The sequence below is a fragment of the Oligella urethralis DSM 7531 genome (assembly GCF_000372065.1).
In the GTDB taxonomy this organism is placed as follows: Bacteria; Pseudomonadota; Gammaproteobacteria; order Burkholderiales; family Burkholderiaceae_B; genus Oligella; species Oligella urethralis.
On sequence record NZ_AQVB01000009.1, the window covers coordinates 67033 to 90846 of the forward strand.

At 45.6% G+C, this 23814-nt stretch carries 25 protein-coding genes and 1 pseudogene; 22 read left to right on the top strand and 4 right to left on the bottom strand.

Annotation, left to right across the window (positions count from 1 at the left end):
* Positions 1-68: 68 nt before the first annotated feature.
* The 8 genes from bamA to A3GA_RS0106730 all read left to right on the top strand — a co-directional run bounded on the left by bamA (position 69) and on the right by A3GA_RS0106730 (position 8315).
* Positions 69-2456: an outer membrane protein assembly factor BamA gene (gene bamA / locus A3GA_RS0106695; RefSeq protein ID WP_018026623.1), complete on the top strand. Its 2388-nt coding sequence runs from the start codon at positions 69-71 to the stop codon at positions 2454-2456.
* A gap of 120 nt (positions 2457-2576) precedes the next feature.
* Positions 2577-3143, top strand: coding sequence for an OmpH/Skp family outer membrane protein (locus A3GA_RS0106700; RefSeq protein ID WP_018026624.1), 567 nt, complete (start codon positions 2577-2579; stop codon positions 3141-3143).
* 14 nt (positions 3144-3157) lie between these two features.
* On the top strand, positions 3158-4234 hold the full coding sequence (lpxD, locus tag A3GA_RS0106705) for a UDP-3-O-(3-hydroxymyristoyl)glucosamine N-acyltransferase (RefSeq protein ID WP_018026625.1): 1077 nt from the start codon (positions 3158-3160) through the stop codon (positions 4232-4234).
* A 76-nt stretch (positions 4235-4310) separates the two neighbouring features.
* Positions 4311-4760, top strand: coding sequence for a 3-hydroxyacyl-ACP dehydratase FabZ (gene fabZ, locus A3GA_RS0106710; protein ID WP_026156854.1), 450 nt, complete (start codon positions 4311-4313; stop codon positions 4758-4760).
* Positions 4761-4811: 51 nt separating this feature from the next.
* Positions 4812-5606 (top strand): acyl-ACP--UDP-N-acetylglucosamine O-acyltransferase, encoded by a 795-nt coding sequence (lpxA, locus tag A3GA_RS0106715; protein ID WP_018026627.1) that lies wholly within the window; start codon positions 4812-4814, stop codon positions 5604-5606.
* 9 nt (positions 5607-5615) lie between these two features.
* Entirely contained in the window at positions 5616-6788 is a 1173-nt protein-coding gene (gene lpxB, locus A3GA_RS0106720) for a lipid-A-disaccharide synthase (RefSeq protein ID WP_026156855.1), read from the top strand.
* 5 nt (positions 6789-6793) lie between these two features.
* A complete protein-coding gene (rnhB, locus tag A3GA_RS0106725) occupies positions 6794-7444 on the top strand; it encodes a ribonuclease HII (RefSeq protein ID WP_018026629.1) in 651 nt (216 codons plus the stop codon).
* A 34-nt stretch (positions 7445-7478) separates the two neighbouring features.
* The gene (locus tag A3GA_RS0106730) at positions 7479-8315 is read left to right on the top strand and encodes a TrmH family RNA methyltransferase (protein WP_018026630.1); all 837 of its coding nucleotides are present in this window, start codon (positions 7479-7481) and stop codon (positions 8313-8315) included.
* On the opposite strand, the gene ppsR is transcribed toward A3GA_RS0106730, so the two are convergent.
* Positions 8290-9120: a posphoenolpyruvate synthetase regulatory kinase/phosphorylase PpsR gene (ppsR, locus tag A3GA_RS0106735; protein WP_018026631.1), complete on the bottom strand. Its 831-nt coding sequence runs from the start codon at positions 9118-9120 to the stop codon at positions 8290-8292. The two genes, A3GA_RS0106730 and ppsR, sit on opposite strands and share 26 nt — an antisense overlap.
* Positions 9121-9295: 175 nt before the next feature.
* Between ppsR and ppsA the strand changes: the two genes are divergently transcribed.
* From ppsA to A3GA_RS0106755, 4 genes are all read left to right on the top strand, one after another.
* On the top strand, positions 9296-11671 hold the full coding sequence (gene ppsA, locus A3GA_RS0106740; protein WP_026156857.1) for a phosphoenolpyruvate synthase: 2376 nt from the start codon (positions 9296-9298) through the stop codon (positions 11669-11671).
* A gap of 134 nt (positions 11672-11805) precedes the next feature.
* On the top strand, positions 11806-12135 hold the full coding sequence (locus tag A3GA_RS0106745; RefSeq protein ID WP_018026633.1) for an FKBP-type peptidyl-prolyl cis-trans isomerase: 330 nt from the start codon (positions 11806-11808) through the stop codon (positions 12133-12135).
* A gap of 19 nt (positions 12136-12154) precedes the next feature.
* A complete protein-coding gene (locus A3GA_RS0106750; RefSeq protein WP_018026634.1) occupies positions 12155-12589 on the top strand; it encodes an NfeD family protein in 435 nt (144 codons plus the stop codon).
* 2 nt (positions 12590-12591) lie between these two features.
* Positions 12592-13515 carry an SPFH domain-containing protein gene (locus tag A3GA_RS0106755; protein ID WP_018026635.1) on the top strand — a complete coding sequence of 308 codons (924 nt, stop codon included), beginning with the start codon at positions 12592-12594 and terminating at the stop codon, positions 13513-13515.
* 42 nt (positions 13516-13557) lie between these two features.
* Here A3GA_RS0106755 and smpB read toward each other — a convergent pair whose 3' ends face one another.
* Entirely contained in the window at positions 13558-14010 is a 453-nt protein-coding gene (smpB, locus tag A3GA_RS0106760) for an SsrA-binding protein SmpB (RefSeq protein ID WP_018026636.1), read from the bottom strand.
* Positions 14011-14144: 134 nt separating this feature from the next.
* Here smpB and A3GA_RS0106765 point away from each other — a divergent pair, with 134 nt between their 5' ends.
* Genes A3GA_RS0106765 through A3GA_RS0106775 form a run of 3 tightly spaced genes read left to right on the top strand, consistent with a single transcriptional unit; the run spans position 14145 to position 16105 of the window.
* Positions 14145-14585 carry a type II toxin-antitoxin system RatA family toxin gene (locus tag A3GA_RS0106765; protein WP_026156858.1) on the top strand — a complete coding sequence of 147 codons (441 nt, stop codon included), beginning with the start codon at positions 14145-14147 and terminating at the stop codon, positions 14583-14585.
* Positions 14569-14970, top strand: coding sequence for an RnfH family protein (locus A3GA_RS0106770; protein ID WP_018026638.1), 402 nt, complete (start codon positions 14569-14571; stop codon positions 14968-14970). The genes A3GA_RS0106765 and A3GA_RS0106770 overlap by 17 nt, the downstream gene beginning before the upstream one ends.
* A complete protein-coding gene (locus A3GA_RS0106775; RefSeq protein WP_018026639.1) occupies positions 14963-16105 on the top strand; it encodes an enoyl-CoA hydratase/isomerase family protein in 1143 nt (380 codons plus the stop codon). Before A3GA_RS0106770 ends, A3GA_RS0106775 begins: the two co-directional genes overlap by 8 nt.
* A 46-nt stretch (positions 16106-16151) precedes the next feature.
* Here the strand turns inward: A3GA_RS0106775 and ygfZ are convergent, their stop codons facing one another.
* The gene (ygfZ, locus tag A3GA_RS0106780; protein WP_018026640.1) at positions 16152-17144 is read right to left on the bottom strand and encodes a CAF17-like 4Fe-4S cluster assembly/insertion protein YgfZ; all 993 of its coding nucleotides are present in this window, start codon (positions 17142-17144) and stop codon (positions 16152-16154) included.
* Between the two features lie 206 nt (positions 17145-17350).
* Between ygfZ and mltG the strand changes: the two genes are divergently transcribed.
* From mltG to moaA, 6 genes are all read left to right on the top strand, one after another.
* Positions 17351-18364, top strand: coding sequence for an endolytic transglycosylase MltG (gene mltG / locus A3GA_RS0106785; RefSeq protein WP_018026641.1), 1014 nt, complete (start codon positions 17351-17353; stop codon positions 18362-18364).
* On the top strand, positions 18365-19003 hold the full coding sequence (gene tmk, locus A3GA_RS0106790; protein WP_018026642.1) for a dTMP kinase: 639 nt from the start codon (positions 18365-18367) through the stop codon (positions 19001-19003).
* A gap of 1 nt (position 19004) precedes the next feature.
* The gene (holB, locus tag A3GA_RS0106795; protein ID WP_018026643.1) at positions 19005-20066 is read left to right on the top strand and encodes a DNA polymerase III subunit delta'; all 1062 of its coding nucleotides are present in this window, start codon (positions 19005-19007) and stop codon (positions 20064-20066) included.
* A 16-nt stretch (positions 20067-20082) separates the two neighbouring features.
* A complete protein-coding gene (locus A3GA_RS0106800) occupies positions 20083-20862 on the top strand; it encodes a TatD family hydrolase (RefSeq protein WP_018026644.1) in 780 nt (259 codons plus the stop codon).
* A gap of 31 nt (positions 20863-20893) precedes the next feature.
* A complete protein-coding gene (locus A3GA_RS0106805; protein WP_018026645.1) occupies positions 20894-21529 on the top strand; it encodes an ankyrin repeat domain-containing protein in 636 nt (211 codons plus the stop codon).
* A 105-nt stretch (positions 21530-21634) separates the two neighbouring features.
* On the top strand, positions 21635-22609 hold the full coding sequence (gene moaA, locus A3GA_RS0106810) for a GTP 3',8-cyclase MoaA (RefSeq protein WP_018026646.1): 975 nt from the start codon (positions 21635-21637) through the stop codon (positions 22607-22609).
* Positions 22610-22688: 79 nt separating this feature from the next.
* Here the strand turns inward: moaA and mog are convergent, their stop codons facing one another.
* Positions 22689-23300, bottom strand: coding sequence for a molybdopterin adenylyltransferase (gene mog / locus A3GA_RS0106815; protein WP_018026647.1), 612 nt, complete (start codon positions 23298-23300; stop codon positions 22689-22691).
* A 152-nt stretch (positions 23301-23452) separates the two neighbouring features.
* Here mog and A3GA_RS0106820 point away from each other — a divergent pair.
* Positions 23453-23814, top strand: a pseudogene (locus A3GA_RS0106820) (RNA-guided endonuclease InsQ/TnpB family protein); the annotation flags it as partial.

Genomic DNA, 23814 nt, shown 5'->3' on the forward strand with positions numbered 1-23814 from the left:
TCGGCTTTCTATGATGCCGTTATCGCTTTTTATTCTTAGGCAGTTTTTTTAGAGATAAAGGATTGTTGATGCGTTTACGCCCTAACTTTACCCATAACCAAAAATCCTTAGCATTGAAATTATCAGCACTCTCCTTCGCAGTGCTATTGCCACTCAAGGGTATGGCTTTTTCACCTTTTGTGGTGCAGGATATTCGCGTGACTGGTTTACAAAGTGCTGAGCCGGGGATGGTCTTTAGTTATTTGCCGGTCGGTGTGGGCGGTACCTTTACAGAAGCGCAGGCTACAGATACGGTACAACGTCTTTATGCCACAGGTTTATTTGATGATGTAAATATCACGACGCATAATCGTATTGTTAATATTCAAGTCGTCGAGCGTCCAATCATTACCTCAGTGATTTATGAGGGGATGAATGCTTTTAATGATAAGCAGCTAAATAGTAGCTTACTAGAGGTAGGCTTTGGTGAGGGTAGACCGTTAGATCCAGCCTTACTCGATCGCGCCAAGGATGAGATCCGCTCACAGTATATTCTTAAGGGGCATTATGGTGCCTCAATTGATCATATTTTAACCCCTTTACCTGGTAATCGTGTGGGCATTAGTTTTCAGGTGCAAGAGGGTAGTCGAGCCCGTATTCGCGATATTAACTTTGTTGGTAACGATACCTTCAGTTCCTCCACGTTACGTAAAGAAATGGTACAAACCACACCGGGGTATATGACCTGGTTTACTGGTAGCCATCGCTTTACGCGTGAGGGATTGGAGCGTGATACGCAAAATATCCGTGATTTTTATTTGAATCGCGGTTATTTAGATTTTCATATTAGCCAACCCCAGGTAAGTCTTTCAACCGACCGCAAGGATATCTCACTTAACTTTACAGTCGATGAGGGTAAGCCTTACACCATTCGTAAGCAGCAGTTAGCTGGTGATCTATTGGGTTTAAATGAAGAGCTGCGTCAATTGATTGTGCAACGTGAGGGCCAGGTCTTTGATAATAGCCGTGCTCAAGAGACGGTGCGCCGGATTCAATTACGTTTAGGTGAGTTAGGTTATGCCTTAGCTGATGTGAATGTGCATCCGATTACCGATCCAGAGACTCAACAGGTGGATGTGACGTATTTTGTTAGTCCGGGCAAGCGTATCTATGTACGTCGTATTAATATCGGTGGTAACGTGCGCACACGTGACCAGGTGATTCGTCGTGAGATGCGCCAGCAGGAGTCGGCTTGGTATGATGAGGCACGCCTAAGTACCTCGCGCGATCGCATTGATCGCTTAGGTTATTTTAATACCGTTGATATTACCCAAGTGCCGGTGGCTGGCACTGACGATCAGGTTGATATCAATGTGGACGTCAAAGAAAAGCCTACTGGTTTAATTAACCTTGGTGTGGGCTATGGCTCGACGGATAAGCTATCATTTATGGCAGGGGTGAGTCAGGATAATATTTTCGGCTCTGGTACCGACTTAAGTTTACAGATAAATACTGGTCGCTATAATCGTGCTGCTATCTTAAGCCACACCGATCCTTATTTCACTCGCAGCGGCATTAGTCGTACCACCTCACTTTATTTCCGTGAAAATCGTCCTTATAGCGACTATGTATACGATCAGGACGAGCGTACCTATAGAATTCGTACTTACGGCTTTGGTATGAATTTTGGTGTGCCGATTTCGGAAAATGATCGCATCTTCTTAGGTGCTACCTTTGAGCAAAACCGCATTACACTACCTGATCGTACAATTAAGGACATTGTCATTCCTGAGGCGTATCGTGAGTTCGTTAAGCACTACGGTGAAAAGAGTAATGTGTTCTTATTCAATGCCGGTTGGACCAAAGATACGCGTGATAGCGCATTAGCGCCAACGCGTGGTTATCGTACAAGTTTAGATGCGGTGGTTGGTGTGGGTGATTTAAACTATTGGATCACCAGTGCTTCCGGACAGTACTATATGCCTTTGGGTAAGAGCTTTACCCTTGCCTTTAATGCGGCTGTGGATTATGGTCGTTCATTTAATAAAAATAAACCCTTCCCGGTCATTAAGAATATGTACGCTGGTGGTATCGGTTCAGTGCGAGGTTATGAGGGAGCTTCACTCGGTTCGCGTGACCCGGTGTCTGGTGACTATCTAGGTGGTTCTAGTCGTGTGTTAGCGAATGTACAGCTATACCTACCGTTCCCTGGCACCAATCAGGATCGTACCTTGCGTTGGTTTGTGTTTGCCGATGCGGGTAAGGTCACCACAACCGGCTCCACCACTTGCTATACTGGTAGCTCACGCTATGGCGGGGTGGTAGAGGATCCATGCGGTTGGCGCTACTCCGCAGGCGTGGGTTTATCATGGCAGTCACCTTTAGGCCCTTTGGAGCTCTCTTACGCTAAACCGATTAAATCTAAACCAGGTGATGAGAAACAACAGTTCCAGTTCCAAATTGGTACATCTTTCTAAGCAGCGAGTCGTTACAAACTGTTTAAAAACAATTAGCGATGATTTTTTATAGCGTTTATCATGTTATTTTTATAAAGACTCATCGCCTTTAAAATTTTTTCAATCAGAGGTGTTTATTAGATGAATACTACGTCAAACCAAGGCTTTATTTTGCCTAAGCTGCAATCTTTTTTAGTGTCTGCAACCGTTGTTTCTTCCATGGCTTTTGCATCTGCCGTATCGGCACAAGAAGCGCAGGCGCCCGTGACCGCCGATGGTATTAAAATCGGTTTTGTTAACACTGAAAAGATTCTGCGTGACTCTAAGCCTGCCAAAGAAGCTCAAACTCAAATTGAGGAGGAGTTTGGTAAGCGTGACGAGGAGTTGCAGAAGTTAGCGGATAATCTACGCAAAAAATACGAGGACTTTGAAAAAAATGCACCGGTGATGTCTGATGCGGATCGTTCCAAGGCACAGCGTGAGTTAACCGACTTAGATACGGATTTACAGCGTAAACGTCGTGAATTCCAAGAGGATTTCAATCGTCGTCGTAATGATGCCTTTTCAACCATCGTTGAAAAAGCAAACGTCGCCATTCACGAACTGGCCGCCTCTGAATCTTATGATTTAATTCTACAAGATGCGGTGACTGTTAGTGAGCGTATTGATATCACTGATAAAGTGATTAACGTCTTAGATAATAAATAGTTGTTTCTTTTCTTATGTCACACAGCCTTAGTCTTCCTTTAGATAAATTATTAGCACAGGTTAATACCGAGGGGCTAGCCTATTCAATTTTAAACACTAGCACGCAAGCGATGCCGACGATTCGAGGCTTGGGTTCTTTGTCGCATGCGGGCAGTGAGCAGATTAGTTTTTTATCTAATCCGCGAATGTTTAATCTACTGCTAGAGACTAAGGCGGGTGCAGTGATTCTGCCACAACAGGGCGTTGATAAGCTGCCTGCTACGGTGCCTTTTGTGGTGGTGGTGTGTGAGGATCCCTATCTACTCTATGCGCGAATTTCTCAATACTTTGATGATAGTCGCATTGATTTAGTACCTAAAGTAATTCATCCTACCGCAGTCATTGATGCGACAGCAGAAATTGCTGAGGGTGTGGCGATTGGTCCCTATGTGGTGATTGAAGAAGGTGTGAAAATTGGCAGTGGCTCCGTGATTGGAGCGCATTGCGTGATTGGCAAAAACTCCTCCATTGGCAAAGATACGCGTTTACATCCCCATGTGACTTTATACCGTGGTACGCAAATTGGCGATCGTTGTCTATTACACAGTCATGCAACCTTAGGTGCCGATGGCTTTGGCTTTGCCCCTGATAATACGGTAGAAAAGGGCGCTTGGTGCCGTATTGCCCAATTTGGTAATGTGATCGTGGGTAATGATGTAGAAATCGGTGTATGTACCTCCATTGATCGCGGTGCCCTAGGCGACACCATTATCGGTAATGGCGTCAAGCTTGATAACCAAATTATGATTGGTCATAATTGCGTGATCGGTGATCATACCGCCATGGCCGCCTGCGTAGGTGTTGCGGGTTCAAGTATTATCGGTAAGCGTTGTACCTTAGCTGGTGCAGCCATGCTGGCAGGGCATTTAGAGCTAGCTGATGATGTCCATATTTCAGGTGCTACTGGCGTGATGTCCAGCATTAATAAACCAGGTCGCTACACCTCCGCTTATCCTATTGAAGAGCATAGCGAGTGGCAAAAAAATGCAGCAGTGATTAAAAATTTATATAAGCTGCGCCGACGCGTACAAGAATTGGAAAAAAAGCTCTAATACAGCGTCATGTAGCGTAATAAATTCAAGTTATTAAAAATAATAAATCGTTTGGGAAAGAAAAATGAGTCAAGAATTGCAATTAGATATCGCCGGTATTATGAGCCGTTTGCCACACAGATATCCGTTTTTATTAGTTGATCGTGTGTTGGATATTGTACCGGGTGAGAGTATTGTTGCCATTAAAAATGTCACCATTAATGAACCGTTTTTCCAAGGCCATTTTCCTCATATGCCAGTGATGCCCGGTGTCTTAATTGTGGAGGCATTGGCTCAGGCAGCCGCTTTATTTACTTTTATCTCTGAAGACGGTAAGCCCTTGGATCCTGAAAAAACCGCCTACTACCTCGTGGGTGTGGATAATGCGCGTTTCCGTACACCGGTCGTGCCGGGCGATCAACTAATGCTGCATGTAAATGCTGATCGTATTAGTAAGGCACTCTGTAAGTACACGGCCGAAGCTCGGGTTGATGGCAATGTGGTGGCCTCAGCAAAAATTATGTGTGCGATTCGCAAATTAGATTAGTTCGTCTTGCGTTAAGCACACCTTTTTATAGAGATTTTCAGACAGGTTTTTATGGCTAATATTCATCCTACCGCAATCATTCATGAGGGCGCAAAGCTACATGAAAGTGTAAAAGTTGGCGCTTACTCCATTATTGGTGCAGATGTCACCATCGGTGAAAACACGGTGGTTGGTGAGCATTGTGTGATTGATGGTAAAACGACCATCGGTAAAAACAATCACTTTTATCGTTTTTGCTCCATTGGTGGTGTGCCCCAAGACAAAAAGTATGGTGGTGAGCAAACAGCGCTGCAAATCGGCGATGGTAATATGTTCCGCGAATTCGTTACCATTAATACCGGTACGGTGCAGGATGTCGGGGTGACCGTGATTGGTAATAATAACTGGATTATGGCGTATGTACATATTGCGCATGATTGTCAGTTAGGCAATGAGATCATCATGTCCAATGGCATCCAATTGGCAGGTCATATTCATATTGGTGATTGGGCGATTATTGGTGGATTAGCGGCTGCCCATCAGTTTACTCATATCGGTGCTCATAGTATGACGGGTGGTATGAGTGCTATTCGTCAGGATATTCCACCTTATGTCTTGGGTGCGGGTCAACCTTATAAACCGGCTGGTGTTAACTCTGAGGGTTTAAGACGTCGTGGCTTTACGGCGACACAAATTCAAGCCATTCGTGAAGCATATAAGTATATTTATCTGCGCAGCCTGAAAATCGAGGATGCCTTGGTGGAGATACGTAAGCTTCAACAAAGCAGTGCGGAGGATGTGGCCAAGGTATTGGAGCCCTTTATTGATTTTTTTGAAAAATCATCTGCTCGCGGCATCGGTCGCTAATCAAGCATTATGACACACAGGATTACCATGGTCGCAGGTGAGCCCTCTGGGGACTTGCTTGCGGCTCGTGTGATTGAAGGTCTTAAAGCTCATGAGCAAGGACTGAGATTTCGTGGGATTGGTGGTCCGCATATGCAAGAAGCTGGTTTGGCCTTGGATTACCCAATGGATGCCTTATCGGTATTCGGCTATATTGATGCCATCAAGCAGTTACCACGTCTAATATCAATTTATCAAGGCTTTAAGAAAAAGACCTTGGCGCATGCGCCTGATGTTTTTGTGGGGGTGGATGCACCGGACTTTAATTTACGGCTAGAAGAGCAGCTTAAAAAATCCGGCATTCCGACGGTGCAATTTGTTAGTCCCTCGATCTGGGCATGGCGCTATCAACGCATCGAACAGATTAAGCGAGCCGTTGATCATATGTTGGTGCTGTTCCCCTTTGAAGTCGATATTTATGAAAAAGAGGGGGTGCCGGTTACTTTTGTGGGTCATCCCTTAGCCCAGCAAATCCCTAAGACGCCAGATGCTCGTGCGGCACGTATTCGTTTAGGATTAGATCCAGATAAGCCATTGTTGGCTATTTTACCTGGTAGTCGACAATCTGAATTAAAGGCGTTGAGCCAGGTTTTTTTACAAACCGCACAAAAATTACATCAAAAATACCCCGAGCTGCAATTTGCCGTACCTCTAGTGAATGAGGCGCGTAAGCAGCAATTTATTGAGCTAAGTAAGGGGATTACCCTGCCAAATCTACATCTTTTTGAACAAAAGCAGGCTCAGCAACCGGTTTCGCGTGATGTGATGGAGGCCTGTGACGCTGCACTATTAGCCAGTGGCACGGCATCCTTAGAAATGGCTCTATATAAAAAGCCGATGGTTATTGCCTATATACTTTCACCTTTGATGGTTAAGGTTATGGCATGGAAATCGGGGCAGTCGGCACCCTTATTGCCATGGATAGGTTTACCTAATATTTTATTGCGTGAGTTTGCAGTGCCGGAGCACTTACAGGAGGCAGTGACGCCCGAACAGCTAATGGCTTCTTGTGTGCGTGCGCTCGAAGATAAAGCATATATCGCAGCCACCAAGGCAAAATTTGAAGCGCTTTATAACACCCTAGCCATTGATACTCCTCGTTTGGCCGCAGAAAGGATTTGGCAAGTTGCCACTGCCCGATAGTGATTATGTCTAGTATTAAAACTTTCAATCCGATGAAGCTCGATGCAGGCGTGCTAATCGTTGGTATTGACGAAGCGGGCAGAGGACCTTTAGCTGGTTCGGTGTTTGCCGCCGCAGTGATCTTAGATCCGAATAAAGCAATCGAGGGCTTAATGGATTCCAAAAAGCTCTCTGAAAAAAAGCGTGATTATTTAGCAACAATAATTAAAGCGCAAGCGCTAGCCTGGAGTATCGCTTCGGCTAGCGTTGAAGAAATTGATCGCTTGAATATTTTAGAAGCCACAATGTTGGCGATGACGCGTGCTTGGCAGGGAATCAAGCAAGCCCATCATTATGTATTAATTGACGGTAATCAAATTCCTAAAGCCATGCGTGCAACGCTGCCAGATAATCTGTTAAGCACTCAGCACGTTGAAGCCATTGTGAAAGGGGATGATTCAGTACCGGCTATTGCTGCTGCCTCCATCCTTGCTAAAACCGCAAGGGACGCAGAGCTTTATGCCTTGGATGCACAATATCCCGATTATGGTTTTGCTCAGCACAAAGGCTATGCTACCAAACTACATTTAAGTCGGCTTGAAGCATTGGGACCATGTCCTATTCACCGACAAAGCTTTGCCCCTATTAAGCGTTTTTTGCAGCAGCCACAATCATAGTGCCTTTAGCATTCCTCGTCCTAGGAGTTGTATTATGTTTTCTGACGCTAAGCTAATCGATTCAAAAAACAATGCCTTTTTTAAGCGCTTAGTTAAAATCTCACAGAATAAAGAAAAAGCACTGTGCTTGTTGGAAGGGATTCATTTGTGTCAGGATTTTTTAGCTAAGGCGGATGGTTGGCAGCTAAAAGCAGCCATTTTTCAAGCCTCTGCCTTAAGTAAGGCGGCTAATGAGGCGAATAGTGAACTAATGCAGCTCTATCAGTGCTTAAATACTAGCCCTACGATATTAGCGGATCAGTTATTTAAGCAATTATGTGATGTGCCGAGTCCGCAAGGGGTGATCTTTTTAATTGAGCCAGCGCAACGCCCCTTGGATGAGCTTTTAGTGGACAAAACCATGGTTCTAGTTGATAGGGTGCAGGATCCGGGGAATTTGGGCACGATCATCCGTACCGTGGCGGCAGCCGGTATTAAGCAGTTAGTACTCTCCAGTGGCACGGTCAAAGCATGGTCGCCGAAAGTGTTACGTAGTGCTCAGGGTGCACATTTTGCGATCACTATTTTTACTGAGGTAGATTTAACGGTCTTAGTAAATAAGCTCAAGCTACCAATTTATGCCACTGCCTTAAGTGATGCAGCCAGGTCCTTGTATGCGCTGGATTTGGCTAGGGAATGTGCTTGGCTCTTGGGTAATGAAGGGCAGGGCGTGAGTCGAGAGTTATTAGCACAAGCCACGGCGGAAGTTTTTATTCCTCAAGCTGAGGCGGTCGAATCCTTAAACGTGGCAGTGGCTTGTGGCATTATTTTATTTGAGCAACGTAGACAGCGTTTAGCCCAATTAGCTAGTAGCTTTTACGGTCAAGATTAAGAATTTTTAAGACCGTGGTTGAGATTTCTTCAATGGATTTGGTGGTGGTTGATAGCCATGCGATATTTTCACGACGCATCATCCGCTCCGCTTCAGCCACCTCATATTTACATTGATCGAGTTCGGCATAGGCGCTACCAGGACGACGCTCTTGTCGTACCTCGTACAAACGCTCAGGATTAATCGATAAGCCAAAGAGCTTATGACGGTGCGGTAATAAGGTATCTGGTAAGGTGCCGCGGTCAAAATCCTCGGGAATTAAAGGAAAATTTGCCGCCTTAATTGAATACTGCATAGCCAGGTATAAACTTGTTGGGGTTTTACCACAACGTGAAACACCAACAAAAATCACGTCCGCATGCTCTAAATCATGCACAAACTGACCGTCATCATGGGCCAGCGTGAAGTTGATCGCTTCAATGCGACGACGATATTCGTCGGAACTGGCACTCACATGCGAACGACCGATCGCCGGGTTAGATTTGGTCTGTAGACTCTCTTCTAGCTGGCGCACACAGGCCCCAAAAATATCCATATAGATGCAATTGCTATGGCGCAGGTGAGTGTTAATGTCCTCATCTACAATGGTGCTAAAAACAATGGGCGGTAGCTTATCCAGCTCAGCCGTGCTATTAATTCGTGTCGCAATTTCTTGGGCGCGTTCAACCGTATTCACAAAAGGCTCACGCTCTTGTTGAAAGGTAAATTTATGAGTAAACTGCGACAACACTGAATGTCCGAAAGTCTCAGCAGTGATGCCAGTGCCATCAGAAACGATGAAAACAGTGCGCTTTTGTAATTGCATAGATAAAACCTTTTCCCTGGAGTGAAGAATGGGCTACAATGATAGCCTAATTAGATGACGGATTGATGATGTTTACACTTTATCTCAAGTAGTATTGTTACACCAAAAGGCCTATTTGTTCAGCAAAACGTGTTTTTTTGAACAAATAAGCTTTTTTATCTTTGAGGTATGTTTTATGACTTACGTTCTTCCTTTTGAGCAGTGTCGCATGTGTGACGTCGATGTGGTCGGCGGTAAAAACGCATCACTCGGTGAGATGATTAGCCAGTTGGCTTCAGCGGGCGTACGTGTGCCAGGTGGTTTTGCTACCACCGCCCAAGCGTTTCGTGACTACTTAAAGCAGTCCGATCTTGATAAGCGTATCAGCGAGCGCCTTGCTCGTTTAAATCCAGATGATGTGCGCGAGCTTGCCGAAGCTGGTCAAGAAATCCGTCAGTGGATTATCGAGACACCGTTCCATGCGGAGCTTGAGCAGCAAATTCGCGAGGCTTATGCTGAGTTGGATGCTGATGGCAAGGGTACTTTTGCAGTGCGTTCTTCAGCCACAGCCGAGGACTTACCAGATGCTTCATTTGCTGGTCAGCAGGAGACCTTCCTTAACGTTGCCGGCATTGATGACGTGCTTGATAAAATTCACCACGTATTTGCCTCTCTTTATAACGATCGTGCGATTTCTTACCGTGTACACAAGGGCTATCGTCATGATGACGTGGCTTTATCGGCAGGGGTTCAGCGCATGGTGCGCTCTGATAGCGGTAGCTCGGGCGTGATGTTTACCCTGGATACCGAGTCAGGCTTTGAGGATGTGGTGTTTGTAACCTCATCCTACGGTCTGGGTGAAACGGTGGTGCAGGGTGCGGTTAACCCTGACGAATTCTACGTTTACAAACCGACTTTAGAGGCCGGTAAGTATCCGATTGTGAGCCGTCACATTGGTTCTAAATTGATTAAGATGGAGTTTAAAGAGCATCGTGCACCAGGTGAAAACGCTGTACGAACCGTCGATGTTCCTACCTCAGAGCGCAATCGCTTCTCTATTACAGATGAAGAAGTGATTGAATTAGCTAAGTACGCAGTTATTATTGAAAAGCACTACCAGCGTCCAATGGATATTGAGTGGGGTCGTGACGGTATCGACGGTAAGATTTACATCTTACAAGCCCGTCCTGAGACTGTTAAATCTCAACAATCAAAGCAGGATGTACAGCAGCGCTTTAAGCTTAAAACCACAGGTGATGTGATTTTGACTGGTCGTGCCATTGGCCAAAAAATCGGTGCTGGTAAGGTTCGCATTATTCATGATGTGTCTGAGATGGATCAGGTACAAGCCGGTGATATTTTAGTAACCGATATGACCGATCCAAACTGGGAACCAGTGATGAAAGTGGCTTCCGCTATTGTGACTAATCGCGGTGGTCGTACATGTCACGCTGCGATTATTGCGCGTGAATTAGGTATTCCTGCGGTTGTAGGTTGCGGTGAAGCAACTGAGCTACTTAAAAACGGTCAGGAAGTGACGGTTTCTTGTGCCGAGGGTGATGAGGGTCGTATTTATGACGGTTTATTAGAAACTGAAATTGAGGAAATCAAGCGTGGTGAAATGCCTGAGATCCCCATCAAGGTGATGATGAACGTCGGTAACCCGCAGTTAGCCTTTGACTTCTCCCGTATCCCTAACAAAGGTGTGGGTCTAGCGCGCTTAGAGTTTATTATTAATAACAATATTAATGTCCACCCTAAAGCGGTATTAGACTACCCCAATGTTGATCCTGAATTAAAGCAAGCAGTAGAGTCAGCAGCACGTGGTTATGCTAGCCCACGCGCTTTCTTCGTTGAGAAATTAGCCGAGGGCGTGGCCACCATTGCCGCCGCCTTCTATCCGAAGACAGTGATTGTACGTATGTCAGACTTTAAGTCTAATGAGTACCGCAAATTAGTTGGTGGTTCACGCTACGAGCCTGAGGAAGAAAACCCGATGTTAGGCTTCCGTGGTGCATCACGTTACTTAGCCGATGACTTTGCTGAGTGTTTCCGCATGGAGTGCGAAGCACTGAAAAAAGTACGTGATGAAATGGGCTTGGATAATGTTGAATTAATGATCCCATTTGTGCGTACTGTGAGTCAGGCAGAGCGTGTGATTGACTTATTAGCAGCCAATGGCTTAAAACGTGGTGAAAACGGCTTGCGCGTGATTATGATGTGTGAGGTGCCGTCAAATGCCATTTTAGCTGAGCAGTTCTTAGAGCACTTTGATGGCTTCTCCATCGGTTCGAACGATATGACCCAATTAACTTTGGGCTTGGATCGTGACTCCGGTATGGAGATCCTGATGGCTGACTTTGATGAGCGTGATGAGGCGGTGCAGTTTATGCTGTCTCGTGCAATTCAAGCGTGTATCAAAGCCGGTAAATATGTCGGTATTTGTGGTCAAGGCCCGAGTGATCACCCAGACTTAGCCTTATGGCTCCAAAAAGAGGGAATTGTTTCCATGTCACTTAACCCAGATACGGTGGTTGATACATGGCAAAAACTTGCTGAGCAGCAAGGCTAATTCTATTCTTTAGTTTAAAGCCCGATGCTTTTATATTCCCACTAATCCTTGCTGGTTTAGTGGGATTTTTTTATGTGATAATTCATCTTCAGGTAAACTACCTTTGCTATGATGAAAATTGATAGGAGATATTGATGTCTGAATTAATGATTGAGGATTTGACCGTAGGTAATGGCGAAGAGGCTAAAGCGGGTCAAGAGGTGACAGTACATTACACTGGTTGGTTATTGGACGGTGGTCAAAAGTTTGACTCCAGCAAGGATCGCAATCAGCCTTTTAGTTTTCCTTTAGGCGCAGGTCATGTGATTAAGGGTTGGGACCGTGGTGTACAGGGAATGAAGGTCGGTGGTGTGCGTAAGCTGACGATTCCTGCCAGCTTAGGCTATGGTGCCTACGGTGCTGGTGGTGTGATTCCGCCTAATGCGACCTTAGTGTTTGAAGTCGAGTTATTAGCCGTTAATTAGTTTTTGTTAAGGCGCTTCTATGTGGATTTGGTTTGCGATTGCTGTGGTGGCGGTGATATTAGAGTTGCTTAGCGGCACCTTTGTATTATTGCTAATCGGTTTAGGTGCTTTTGCTGCCGGTATTGCGACGTGGTTAGCATTGGATTTTATTGTGCAATTAGCCGTGTTAGCCATTGTGCCGGTATTGGGGATTTTCATTATGAAGCGCATGGGCAAGTTTCATCTGCGTAATCCCTTAGCCAGTGAGTCAGATGCTAATCTAAATCTGGATATAGGTCGTTCTGTTTTTGTAGAAGCATGGCAAGCTGAGCGTCGTCAAGCACAAGTTAGCTTCAGGGGCGCCACATGGCAGGTTAAACCGGCGGAGCACTATACAGCGCTTAGCCCCGGCAAGCATCGTATCGTAGCTGTGCGAGGCATTGTTTTAATTGTAGAACCTTTTGGAGAGATCTAGTTGTGGCTGATTTACTAAGTTTTTGGCTAATCCTACTGGTATTAGTCGTTATTTTTCTCGTTAAGTCTGTTGCCATTGTGCCTCAACAGCATGCTTGGGTGGTGGAGCGCTTGGGGCGCTATGACCGTACTTTAAGCCCAGGACCACGTTTAGTGATTCCCTTTATTGAAAAGGTGGCTTATAAGCATTCACTTAAAGAAATTCCCCTTGATGTCCCCAGTCAGGTATGTATCACGCGGGATAATACGCAATTGCAGGTGGATGGGGTGCTGTACTTCCAAGTGACTGATGCTATGTTGGCATCCTACGGTTCTTCTAATTATATTTTAGCGATTACCCAGCTTTCTCAAACGACCTTACGTTCGGTTATCGGTAAGATGGAGTTAGACCGCACCTTTGAAGAGCGTGAATTGATTAACAGCAAAGTGGTTTCTTCATTAGATGAGGCAGCCACCAACTGGGGCGTGAAGGTATTACGCTATGAAATTAAGGATTTAACGCCACCTAAAGAGATTCTGCATGCGATGCAGGCACAAATTACCGCTGAGCGTGAAAAGCGTGCCTTGATTGCGGCCTCAGAAGGGCGCCGCCAAGAGCAGATTAATATTGCTGAGGGTGAAAGAGCGGCTGCGATTGCACGTTCTGAGGGTGATCGTCAGATGCAGATTAATCAGGCGCAGGGTGAGGCCGAAGCCGTCGTAACGGTAGCTGATGCAACGGCCGAAGCGATTAAAAAAGTCGCCCAAGCCATTCAGGAACCTGGCGGTATGGCTGCGGTTAACTTACAGGTAGCAGAAAACTATATTTCTGCTTTCTCCCAATTAGCACAAAAGGGTAATAGTCTGATTATCCCGTCGAATTTATCGGATATCAGTAGCTTGGTTGCGAGTGCCATGACGGTGGTAAAAAATAACGACAAGCAGTAAAAATTAAAGGCTGTTATTCTAGATGAATAGCAGCCTGATTGTTTAGCGCGTATCATTTTTCATAATCCGGGCCTTTTCTCGCTCCCAATCACGTTCTTTAATGGTGGCGCGTTTGTCATGTTGCTTTTTACCCTTGGCTAGGCCCACGGTCATTTTTATGAGGCCGTTTTTGTAATAAAGGTTTAAGGGCACCAAGGTAAAGCCACGTTGCTCTACGCGACCAATTAATTTATTAATCTCGTGCTTGTGCATCAGCAGTTTGCGGGTGCGACTAGCGTCTGGTCGGATATGGGTGGAGGCGGTACCAAGTGGGCTAATCAGCATATTGAGTACAAATAACTCGCCATTACGAATCACAATGTGGCTTTCACCGATTTGCGTGCGTCCAGCACGGATGGCTTTAACCTCCCAGCCCTCAAGCACCATGCCGGCTTCAAACTCTTCCTCGATAAAGTAATCGTGTCGTGCTTTTCTATTATCAGCAATCCTGGTCATTCTATTTAATTCTGTGTTTTATTTGCTATAGGGCGTTAAAATATAGCCCACCTGTAAAATTTTTGTCAATTATCTATTCTAATCAGAAGAGTAGCTTTTTGCCATCAATCATTCTATTTATCGATTTTATTTCTATGCATACCGTCAAACGCAGTGTCTTAGTCCCTTATAGTGCCGAGCAGATGTTTAATTTAGTGGCTGATGTCGATAAGTACGAGGAGTTTATGCCTTGGTGTGGCGGCTCAGAGATTAAGGAGCGCTTCGATGGCGGACTCGTCGGCTCAGTGACCATCGCACTGTCAAAGATTAAGCATACCTTTACGACACGTAATACCCACGACTATCCGCATCAAATTCATCTAGATTTAGTGGATGGGCCTTTTTCATCACTGACTGGGGATTGGATCTTTACCCCCTTGGCCGAGGATGCCTGTAAAGTGGAGTTTACTCTAAATTACGCTTTTAATAGCCGACCGTTGGAGTTTATTTTAGGACCCATTTTTAATAAAGTGGCTAACAGTTTTATTGATTCCTTTACCAAAAGAGCAGAGCAGCAGTATGGTGAGGCATTCTGATTCAGCGCTGTTCACGATAGAGATCGTGTATGCAGCCACCCCTGATCGTATTTGGCAACAGCAATTGCAGCTGACAGCGCCTGTGACTATAGCTGATGCCTTACAGCAAAGCAATATATATAGGGAGTTTCCCGAGCTTAGGAGCCAGCTTCATGGTGTTGGCATCTTCGGCTTAGTAAAATCGTTGAGTCACAATGTCGCAGCAGGTGACAGAGTTGAAGTCTATAGAGAATTAAACTTTGATCCAATGGAGTCGCGACGGCGTCGGGCCGCCCATAGAAAGGCCGGTATTCTCAAAAAGAAGCATTTAAAGCCTGACCGCTCCCGACGTTTCGAATATATCGAACATAAAGATAATGAGCTTAGGAGGAGAAAGTATGAGTGATGTGGTGTTGTTTTCAACAATTGAAAGTGGTGATAAATTAATCGCCGTTGCTACCTTGAATCGCCCTCAGGTATTAAATAGCTTGGATCTGCAGATGGCAGAGATGCTTTATACACAATTAAAGCAGTGGGAGCAAGATGAGCAAGTCGTGGCGGTGATATTGGCTGCAGCTGGTGAGAAGGCGTTTTGTGCGGGTGGTGATATTACTAGCGTGTATCAGGGGATGCTTGAAAACCAAAGCGGTGAGCCCTTGGCTAATCAATATGCGGTTGATTTTTTCAGCACCGAGTATCGCTTAGATTATTATCTACATTGCTATCCAAAGCCTGTGATTGTGTGGGGTCGCGGCATTGTAATGGGTGGTGGTATTGGACTTTTGTCTGGTGGCAGTCATCGTATTGTCAGTGATGATGCCCGTTTAGCCATGCCTGAGGTGACGATTGGCCTATTCCCGGATGTGGGTGGTAGTTGGTTATTACCACGGCTTAGCGGTCATAGCGGTCGTTTTTTAGCGGCCACCGGTGCCATTGTCAATAGCGATGATGCCTTATTTAGCGGCTTAGCCGATTATGCCATGACCAGCGATGCTTGGGATACTTTTGTTAAGGCCCTTGCTGCCCAAGTTTGGCCTAGCTACCCATGTAAGCGTCGAACCCGTATTGAACGTGATGATTTAATTCATGATGTCTTAAGTCAATTTGCTTATACTACCCCACGTGTTGAAGGACCATTGCAACAGCATGCAGCCTTGATTGATGAGATATGCGATGTGCGTGACTATAAGCGGGTTTATGAAGGTATCGCTAAGTTAGTTGAGCATGACAATGAATGGCTCTCACGTGCTGCGACCACGATGTTACGTGGTTCAGCTTTTGCTGTGGCATTAGGACTGACGCTACAGGACTATAGCAAGCACATGTCCTTAAAGGAGGTGTTTGAGTTAGAGTATATTGTGGCCTTACATTGCTCTGCCGACGGTATGTTCCAAGAGGGGGTTCGTGCCTTATTAATTGATAAGGATCGCAAGCCTCAATGGCGCTATCAAGCCATTGATGAAGTCGATATCAATAAGGTCTATGAGTATTTTGAAGCTCCGTGGTCGGCTGGAGCTGCCGAAGCATTTAAACTAGATTAAGTGATTAGGGGATGTCTTTAAAGGCATCCCCTAAGTAGTTACACCGTTAGTTTTCAGGTTTTTCAAGCGAGTAGGGTGGTGCCTGTACGTTGAGCACTGGGCCGTCAGCAGCGCCCAGATGCAGAGGTTCTGTCTGCGTGCCATCAACCGCTTCTAAACGTGTTTCAAAGAGTACCCACGTGCCTTCTGCGGCAGGCAATCTGGCGATGTTGACTACTTGACCCACGGGTTGATCAGCTTGATAGATATCTGTGCCAACCTGAATGTCGTCGCTGCTATTGCCACTAAAGCCGATATAGCTGCGACGCTTGAGCGTGCCACGATAGTGACTGCGTGCTACCACCTCTTGACCGGGGAAGCACCCTTTTTTAAAGCTAACGGCACCTATTGCATCATAGTTAATGCTCTGCGGAATAAAGGCTTCGTAATTTGCCTGCTCCACCCAAGCCACGCCATTCATAATATCTAAGGCTGACCAATAAGCTGCGGCAGCCGGTGCCCATTCAAAATCACTTTGTTGAGGTAGGTATTGGTGCGTGGTGACTTCTGCGCTTTGCTGACCGCGTGAGATCACCAGATAGCGTTGTTCAGTGGCTTTTGAAGGGAAGCGAATCCATTGCTGTAAATCATGCTGATAAACGGCAAAATTCGCCTTCTGAGCAAGCTTTTCTGGCGCAATTTCCAGCTCATGATTGCTAGACCATAAAGCCAGCATTGAGCTGGGCACCTCTTCTAATACTACCTTATTGCGAAGAATAAACATTTTTAAACGCTTTAAGGTCGTGTCCAACAGATCTTTTTTTAGAAGTAAATAATAACTATCATCCGCCTCGGCATCTTGCCAGCAAATAAAGCTAGCTAGGCTACGACCCTTGGCATTACACCAGGCGCTAAGCCGTGCTTGTTCCGTGCTAACTTGCTTAATATCCTGGGTTAGTTGATTTTGTAAAAACTCAGCGGCATCGGCGCCACTTGCCTTAACTAGGGCAAAATCATCCAATAGCGCATACTTAACTACTGGTAAAGAAGAATCAGACATAAATAGCTCCACGATGTTTAGCGTAAATTATTGCTTTGTTACAGTATGCCATGCTTTTAGTGATTGGGCTTTGATCGTCGTACTCAGTAACGCTTGTTCGACTTATTTACAAAGGCTTAAGATTGCTTGAGTCCAAAGTAAACACCAAACAATCGAAACTGTTAAAATTGATCCATTCATAAGGGAGTATTTTTACTACGGGTCGTATGTCAAAGATTTTAAAGTACCTCATATTACCAGTTGTCGTACTGAGCCTGATTCTGAGTTCAGTCGCTGCATACTATGCTTATCACTGGTCTAAAACCCCAGTTACGCTGAATGACAGTGTTTATGATTTTCATATTAAACGCGGTGATAGCTTACGTACTGTGGTTAGCTTGCTTGAGCGTGAGGGTATTCTCAAGCATGCGCCATTATTGATTTTATACGGTCGTTACACAGGACAGGATCGTATGATTAAAGCGGGTGCTTATGAGATTAAGTCCGGTGACACGCCCTTGGATGTGTTGGAGCGCATTGCCAGTGGTGATATGAGTCAACGTCGCATTGCATTGATTGAGGGGCATACCACCAAGCAGTTTATTGAGCGTATTCAGGCTAATCCAGACATTACAGTGACCTTGGATGCCACTAAGCCCGAGGAATTGTTAGCTAAATTGGGCAGTAGCTATAACTCGCTAGAGGGAATTTTTTACCCCGACACTTATGTGTTTGTACCGGGTGATACGGATTTTGATATCTTACGTCGAGCGTATGTGCAGTCTCAAAGTCATTTGCAAGCGGCTTGGGATAGTCGTAATCCAGACAGTCCTTATAAAAATCCCTATGAACTATTGATAATGGCCTCCATCATTGAAAAGGAAACAGGTTTGGCTAGTGATAGGGATACCATCGCCGGTGTTTTTACTAATCGCTTGAAGGCCAATATGCTATTACAAACCGATCCAACGGTGATTTATGGGATGGGTGATAAGTATCAGGGGCGCATACGTAAGGTAGATTTACAGACGGATACGCCGTGGAATACCTACACCCGCGCTGGGTTACCACCGACACCCATCGCCAATCCGGGTTTAGCGGCATTGACAGCGGCTAGTCAGCCGGCTGAGCATAGTTTTTACTATTTTGTGTCGCGTGGGGATGGTAGTAGTGAGTTTGCAGAAAATTTGCAGCAACATAATCGAAATGTTAAACGTTTTATCTTAAACAAAGGGGATTAGGTGAGGGGTTTATTCTTAACAATTGAAGGCGTGGACGGGGCCGGTAAAAGCAGTCATATGGATTTGATTGCCACAACGATCGAGTCCTTTGGTTATGAGATTATCCGTACTCGCGAACCTGGTGGTACCCCCTTAGCTGAAACCTTACGGCATTTGTTGCTGAGCGAGGACATGAGTTTAGAAACCGAGCTGTTATTGATGTTTGCCGCGCGCCAAGAGCATTTGAATCAGGTAATTAAGCCCGCGCTATTGGCTGGTAAGGCAGTGGTTTGCGACCGCTTTAGTGACTCCACCTTTGCTTATCAAGGGGGTGGGCGGCAGATTGAGGCCAAAAAAATTCAATCCTTAGTCGAGTTAGTGCACCCTAATTTACAGCCGGATTTGACCTTGTTGTTTGATTTGCCTTTAGAGATTGCACGTGAGCGTATTGCAGCAGAACGTCAATTGGATCGTTTTGAGCAAGAGGAAGAAGTGTTTTTTAAACGGGTGCGAGACGCCTATTTAGCTCGAGCAGCGGCCGAAACGCAGCGCTTTCTTGTGATAGATAGCAGTCAGCCCATGGCGCAGGTTGCTGAGACACTTCAGCAAAGCCTCACTGAGCGCTTACAAGCCCATCTGTTACACCCGCCTATCAAATAATATGAGCTATTCAACACCGCAATTTTTACCTTGGCAGGAAGCGCTTGCCGAGCAATGGTTAGGGCAAAATGAGCGTTTTACTCATGCTTGGCTAATTCATGGCGAAGAGGGTATTGGCAAGTTTCAGTTTGCACATGCCGCAGCCGCTGCCATGCTGTGTGAGAGCCCTAAGGTCTCACACCAGGCCTGCGGTGCCTGTCAATCTTGTCGTTGGTTAGCGCTTAATCATCACCCCGACTTGCGGATAGTGGTGCCCGAAAGTATGTATGAGGCACTGGGTTTAGCACCAAACGAAGAGGAGGCGAGTAGTAGTGAAGCGACTAAAAGTCTTTCCAATCAGATCCGGGTGCAACAAATTCGGGCCTTAGAGCAAAAGAATTTTTTCACCCTTAGCACCCATCGTGGTGGTGCTAAGGTATTAATTATTTATCCGGCTGAGCGATTAAATACTGAGTCGGCTAATGCGATTTTAAAAATTCTGGAAGAGCCCATCGGCGATACCCGCTTTTTAATTGTTAGTAACAGCATAAAAAAGCTTTTACCAACTATTGTGTCGCGCTGTCAACGTTTGCATTTAGCGATCCCGGACCATGAGAGCAGTGTTGCGTGGTTAGGCTCAGAGGGTGTGGCTGATCCTGAAAATGCCTTGGCGGCAGCGGGTGGGGCACCTCTTAAAGCAAAGCAGCAAAGTGCATCGGCTTATGAGCCTTTGCGCTATTGGCTAGGCGATTTTGTACAGAGCCTGGCTGCACGTGAGATACCGGATATGCAGTCCTATGTTGATAAGCTGGATAAAATTGCAGCTGAGCAATGGCTTGATAGTTTGCAGCGTTTTTTTGTGGATTTACAGCTATATCATCACGGTTTAGAGGCGCGCTATTTTCCCGCATTAGCGCAATCCACACAGCAAATAGCTGCTGCTTTGGATGCGCATAAAATAGCCGATTTATTTGATTTTTTGAGGCAAGAGCAGGCGACTGCGGCGCATAGTTTTAATAAGCGTTTATTAATCCAAGCATGTTTACAACGGGTGATGCTCCTGTGCTTGGCGCGAACATCTTAATTTTTTTCATTTTATTATGTTTATCGATTCACATTGTCATTTAGATTTTCCCGAGTTAGTTGAGGATCAGGCGCAAGTGCTTGCTGCCATGAAACAAAATGATGTGGGTTTAGCACTTTGTATCTCCGTATCGGTGCCAAACTTCCCCGGTGTTTTAAAGCTGGCAGAGGAGCACGATCATTTATGGGCCAGTATCGGTGTGCACCCACAATATGAGGATACGCCGGAGCTCAGTGAGGCGGATTTTGCCGAGTATTTGAAGCACCCAAAAATTGTGGCGGTCGGTGAGACTGGTTTAGATTATTATTGGGGCAAAGAGCCTTTGGATTGGCAAAGAGATCGTTTTAGAACCCATATCCGTGCAGCCATTGCTGCCGATGTGCCATTAATTATTCATACCCGTGAGGCCAAAGAAGATACGCTACGTATCCTGAAAGAAGAGGGGGCTGAGCGTTGCGGTGGTGTGATGCATTGCTTTACCGAGGATTGGGCAATGGCTCAAGAGGCAATGGCCTTAGGGTTTTATATTTCTATGTCAGGTATTGTCACCTTCAAAAATGCGCAGCAGGTTCAGGAGGTGGCGACTAAAACTCCGCTTGATCGTTTATTAATTGAGACGGACTCTCCCTATCTGGCGCCCGTTCCTTATCGAGGTAAGCGTAATGATCCCTCCTTAGTGATTTATGTGGCCGAAAAAATTGCCGAATTGAAACAAATTTCGGTACAAGAGGTCAAAGAGGCAACCACGGAAAACTTTTTCAACTTATTTAAAAAAGTGCAACGCCCTACGGTGTAGTCACAACGCGTTTTTATTAGGAATGATTTTTATGCGATTAGGTGTTAAACAACAAATTTTTGCTTTTATTAGTGCCTTGATGCTGTTGTTATGTGTGCAAAGCCCAGCACTTGCGAATGACTGGTGGGTTGATGTGCGTAACGACCGCGTTAGTAAACTCCTTGATGCCATCGAACGAGGTCAGGATCCTAATATATTAAATGGTGACGGCCACACTGCTTTAATCTATGCGTATCGAGAGGGTGCCTTAAAAAGCTTTGAGGCCTTGGCAACTCACCCTAAAGTCGATATTAATAAGCAAAATAGCTACTATGAAACGGCCATCATGTATCCTGCTTTGGCCGATGATTTAGCACGGGTACAACTGTTGGTAAAGCATGGTGCTCAATTGAATAACCTCGGTTGGTCACCGATTCATTATGCAGCGATTAAGGGTAATGCTAAAATCGTCAAGTATTTATTAGATCATGGTGCATGGCCAAATTCACCTGCACCAGACGGCTCCAATCCCTTAATGATGTCAGTCAGTGCCCGCAATGTTGAAGCGGTGAAGGCCTTGCTTGAAGCTGGCGCAGATCCGCGCGCAGTTAACTTTGATGGCATCAGCGCCTTGGATATTGCCAAGAAAATGAATCATCGCGAGATATTAGAATTACTCTCTAAATAATGGCATTGGCTTAAAATTCACCACGGAGATACCCGATCATATTAGTCGGGTATCTGCTATAATTGACACTATATTGAATTCACTAGTTAAAGGATTGGCGTAATCATGTTGGTAGATCGATTTAATCGGCGCATTGAGTACTTACGCATTTCCTTAATCGATAAATGCGATTTGCGCTGTACCTACTGTATTCCTGAGGGTTTTACAGAGTTTGAGCATGCAGAAAACTACCTGAGCTTTGATGAAATCGAACGGGTAGTGGCGGCCTTTGCTCGTTTAGGTACCTCACGCTTCAGATTAACTGGCGGCGAACCACTACTACGCAAAAATGTGGTTGATTTAGTGCGCCGTCTCGCTGCACTTGATGGGGTAGAGGATCTTTCCATGACCACCAATGCCACGCAGCTCGCTCGCTATGCCCAAGCCTTAAAGGACGCCGGCTTAACTCGATTTAATATCAGTTTAGATTCATTAAGTTCTGAGGTGGTTAAAAATATTAGCGGTAGTGACTCCTTGCCCAAGGTGTTGGCGGGCCTAGCAGCGGTGAAGGCAGCTGGTTTTGAACGGACCAAGATTAATATGGTACCCCTGGCTGGGATTAATACACAGCACATTGAGCAGATGATTCGTTTTTGTATGGATCATGGCTTCACCTTGCGTTTGATTGAGGTGATGCCCATGGGCGTGACGGGGCAGCGCTTAGACTACGTCAATCTACAGTCAATCATTGAGGAGGCGCAGTCCAAGTTTCATTTGATCGAGTCCACGCGGATTCAAGGTGGCGGGCCAGCACGTTATTGGGAAACGGCAGATGGCAGTTTTTCGCTAGGTTTTATCACGCCGCGCTCGCAGCATTTCTGTGAAACCTGTAATCGCGTTCGTATGACCGCTGATGGGGTATTACATCTGTGCCTTGGCCAAAATGATAGCTTCGACTTAAAGCCTTATTTACGCAGTGGCTGTTCCGATGAGGAGTTAGAGGAGGCGCTGCGATTAGCGATTGAACTAAAGCCTGAAAAGCACGAGTTTAACGAAAAACCTGAGCAGATTATCCGCATTATGGCCAAAACCGGTGGTTAAGGTCGGCATTAAAAACTAAAAGCTAAAAGGCTCCGTCATATGATAATGGAGCCTTTAGTATGTTAGGCGTGAGGCTGCATTATAGGGGTTGCCATTTTTCGCCCGGATAGACGGCATTACATATTTCTGGTCTGCATCGGACCTTTAAACCGCTAACGGACTCAATACAAAAGGGGACTGAAGCAAAAATGCCATGAACTTTTTGCTTACCCGTTTCGTCCTTTAGCCCGCCTAGGGTTTCAGCAATGGCTTTAGGACGTCCAGGTAGGTTCAGAATCACGCTACTGCCACGTAATACACCCACTTGCCGGGAGATAATGCCGGTTGGAATAAAGTTTAATGAGATTTGGCGCATTTGCTCACCAAAACCTGGCACGACACGTTCGGCCACAGCTAAGGTCGCTTCAGGCGTCACATCACGAGGGGTGGGACCGGTACCGCCGGTGGTTAGGATCAAATGGCATTGCTCCTTATCGGCTAATTCTCTCAGGGTCATTGAAATTAGGTCTAACTCATCAGGAATGAGGCGTGGCACATACTCGATAGGATTAATAACCGCCGCATCTAACCATGCCTTGAGTCCAGGTAGCCCCTCATCCTCATAGATCCCCTGTGAAGCTCGGTCACTCACCGAAACAACACCAACTTTTAGTGTTTGTAGTTCAAAAGCGAAATCATTTTGCTGACTCATTAACTATAGTCCTCATATACAATTTACAATCAGTACCGTTAACTATATCATGCTGTGCACTAAGGATAGGCTTTATCGACAATTGCCGTAAGACCCCATCCTTTAGGTGGGGGATGTAAGGCAAGTATTTTTTAGTTTAGGATTTTTTACGCATGAAAACCCTCAAGTTACGAATTCGAGATAAGCACGCTAAGGCACTGGACGAATTAAGTCGTTCGGTGAATTTCGTGTGGAATTACGTTAATGACTTGAGTTACACGCATTTGCAGCGCACGGGTAAGTTCTTTTCGGCTTATGATTTAAGCGAGTACACCAAAGGCAGTGGTGAGTTTTTAAACTTACACAGTCAAACGATTCAGGCGGTGAATGAAACGTATGCAAAGAGTCGTAAGCAATTTCGTAAAGCGAAGTTAGCATGGCGTACTAATCATCCAAAGGCAAAACGTAAATCGCTTGGTTGGATTCCGTTTAAGAAGTCGGCCATTAAGCACGTGGCTTCCCGTCAGATGGGATT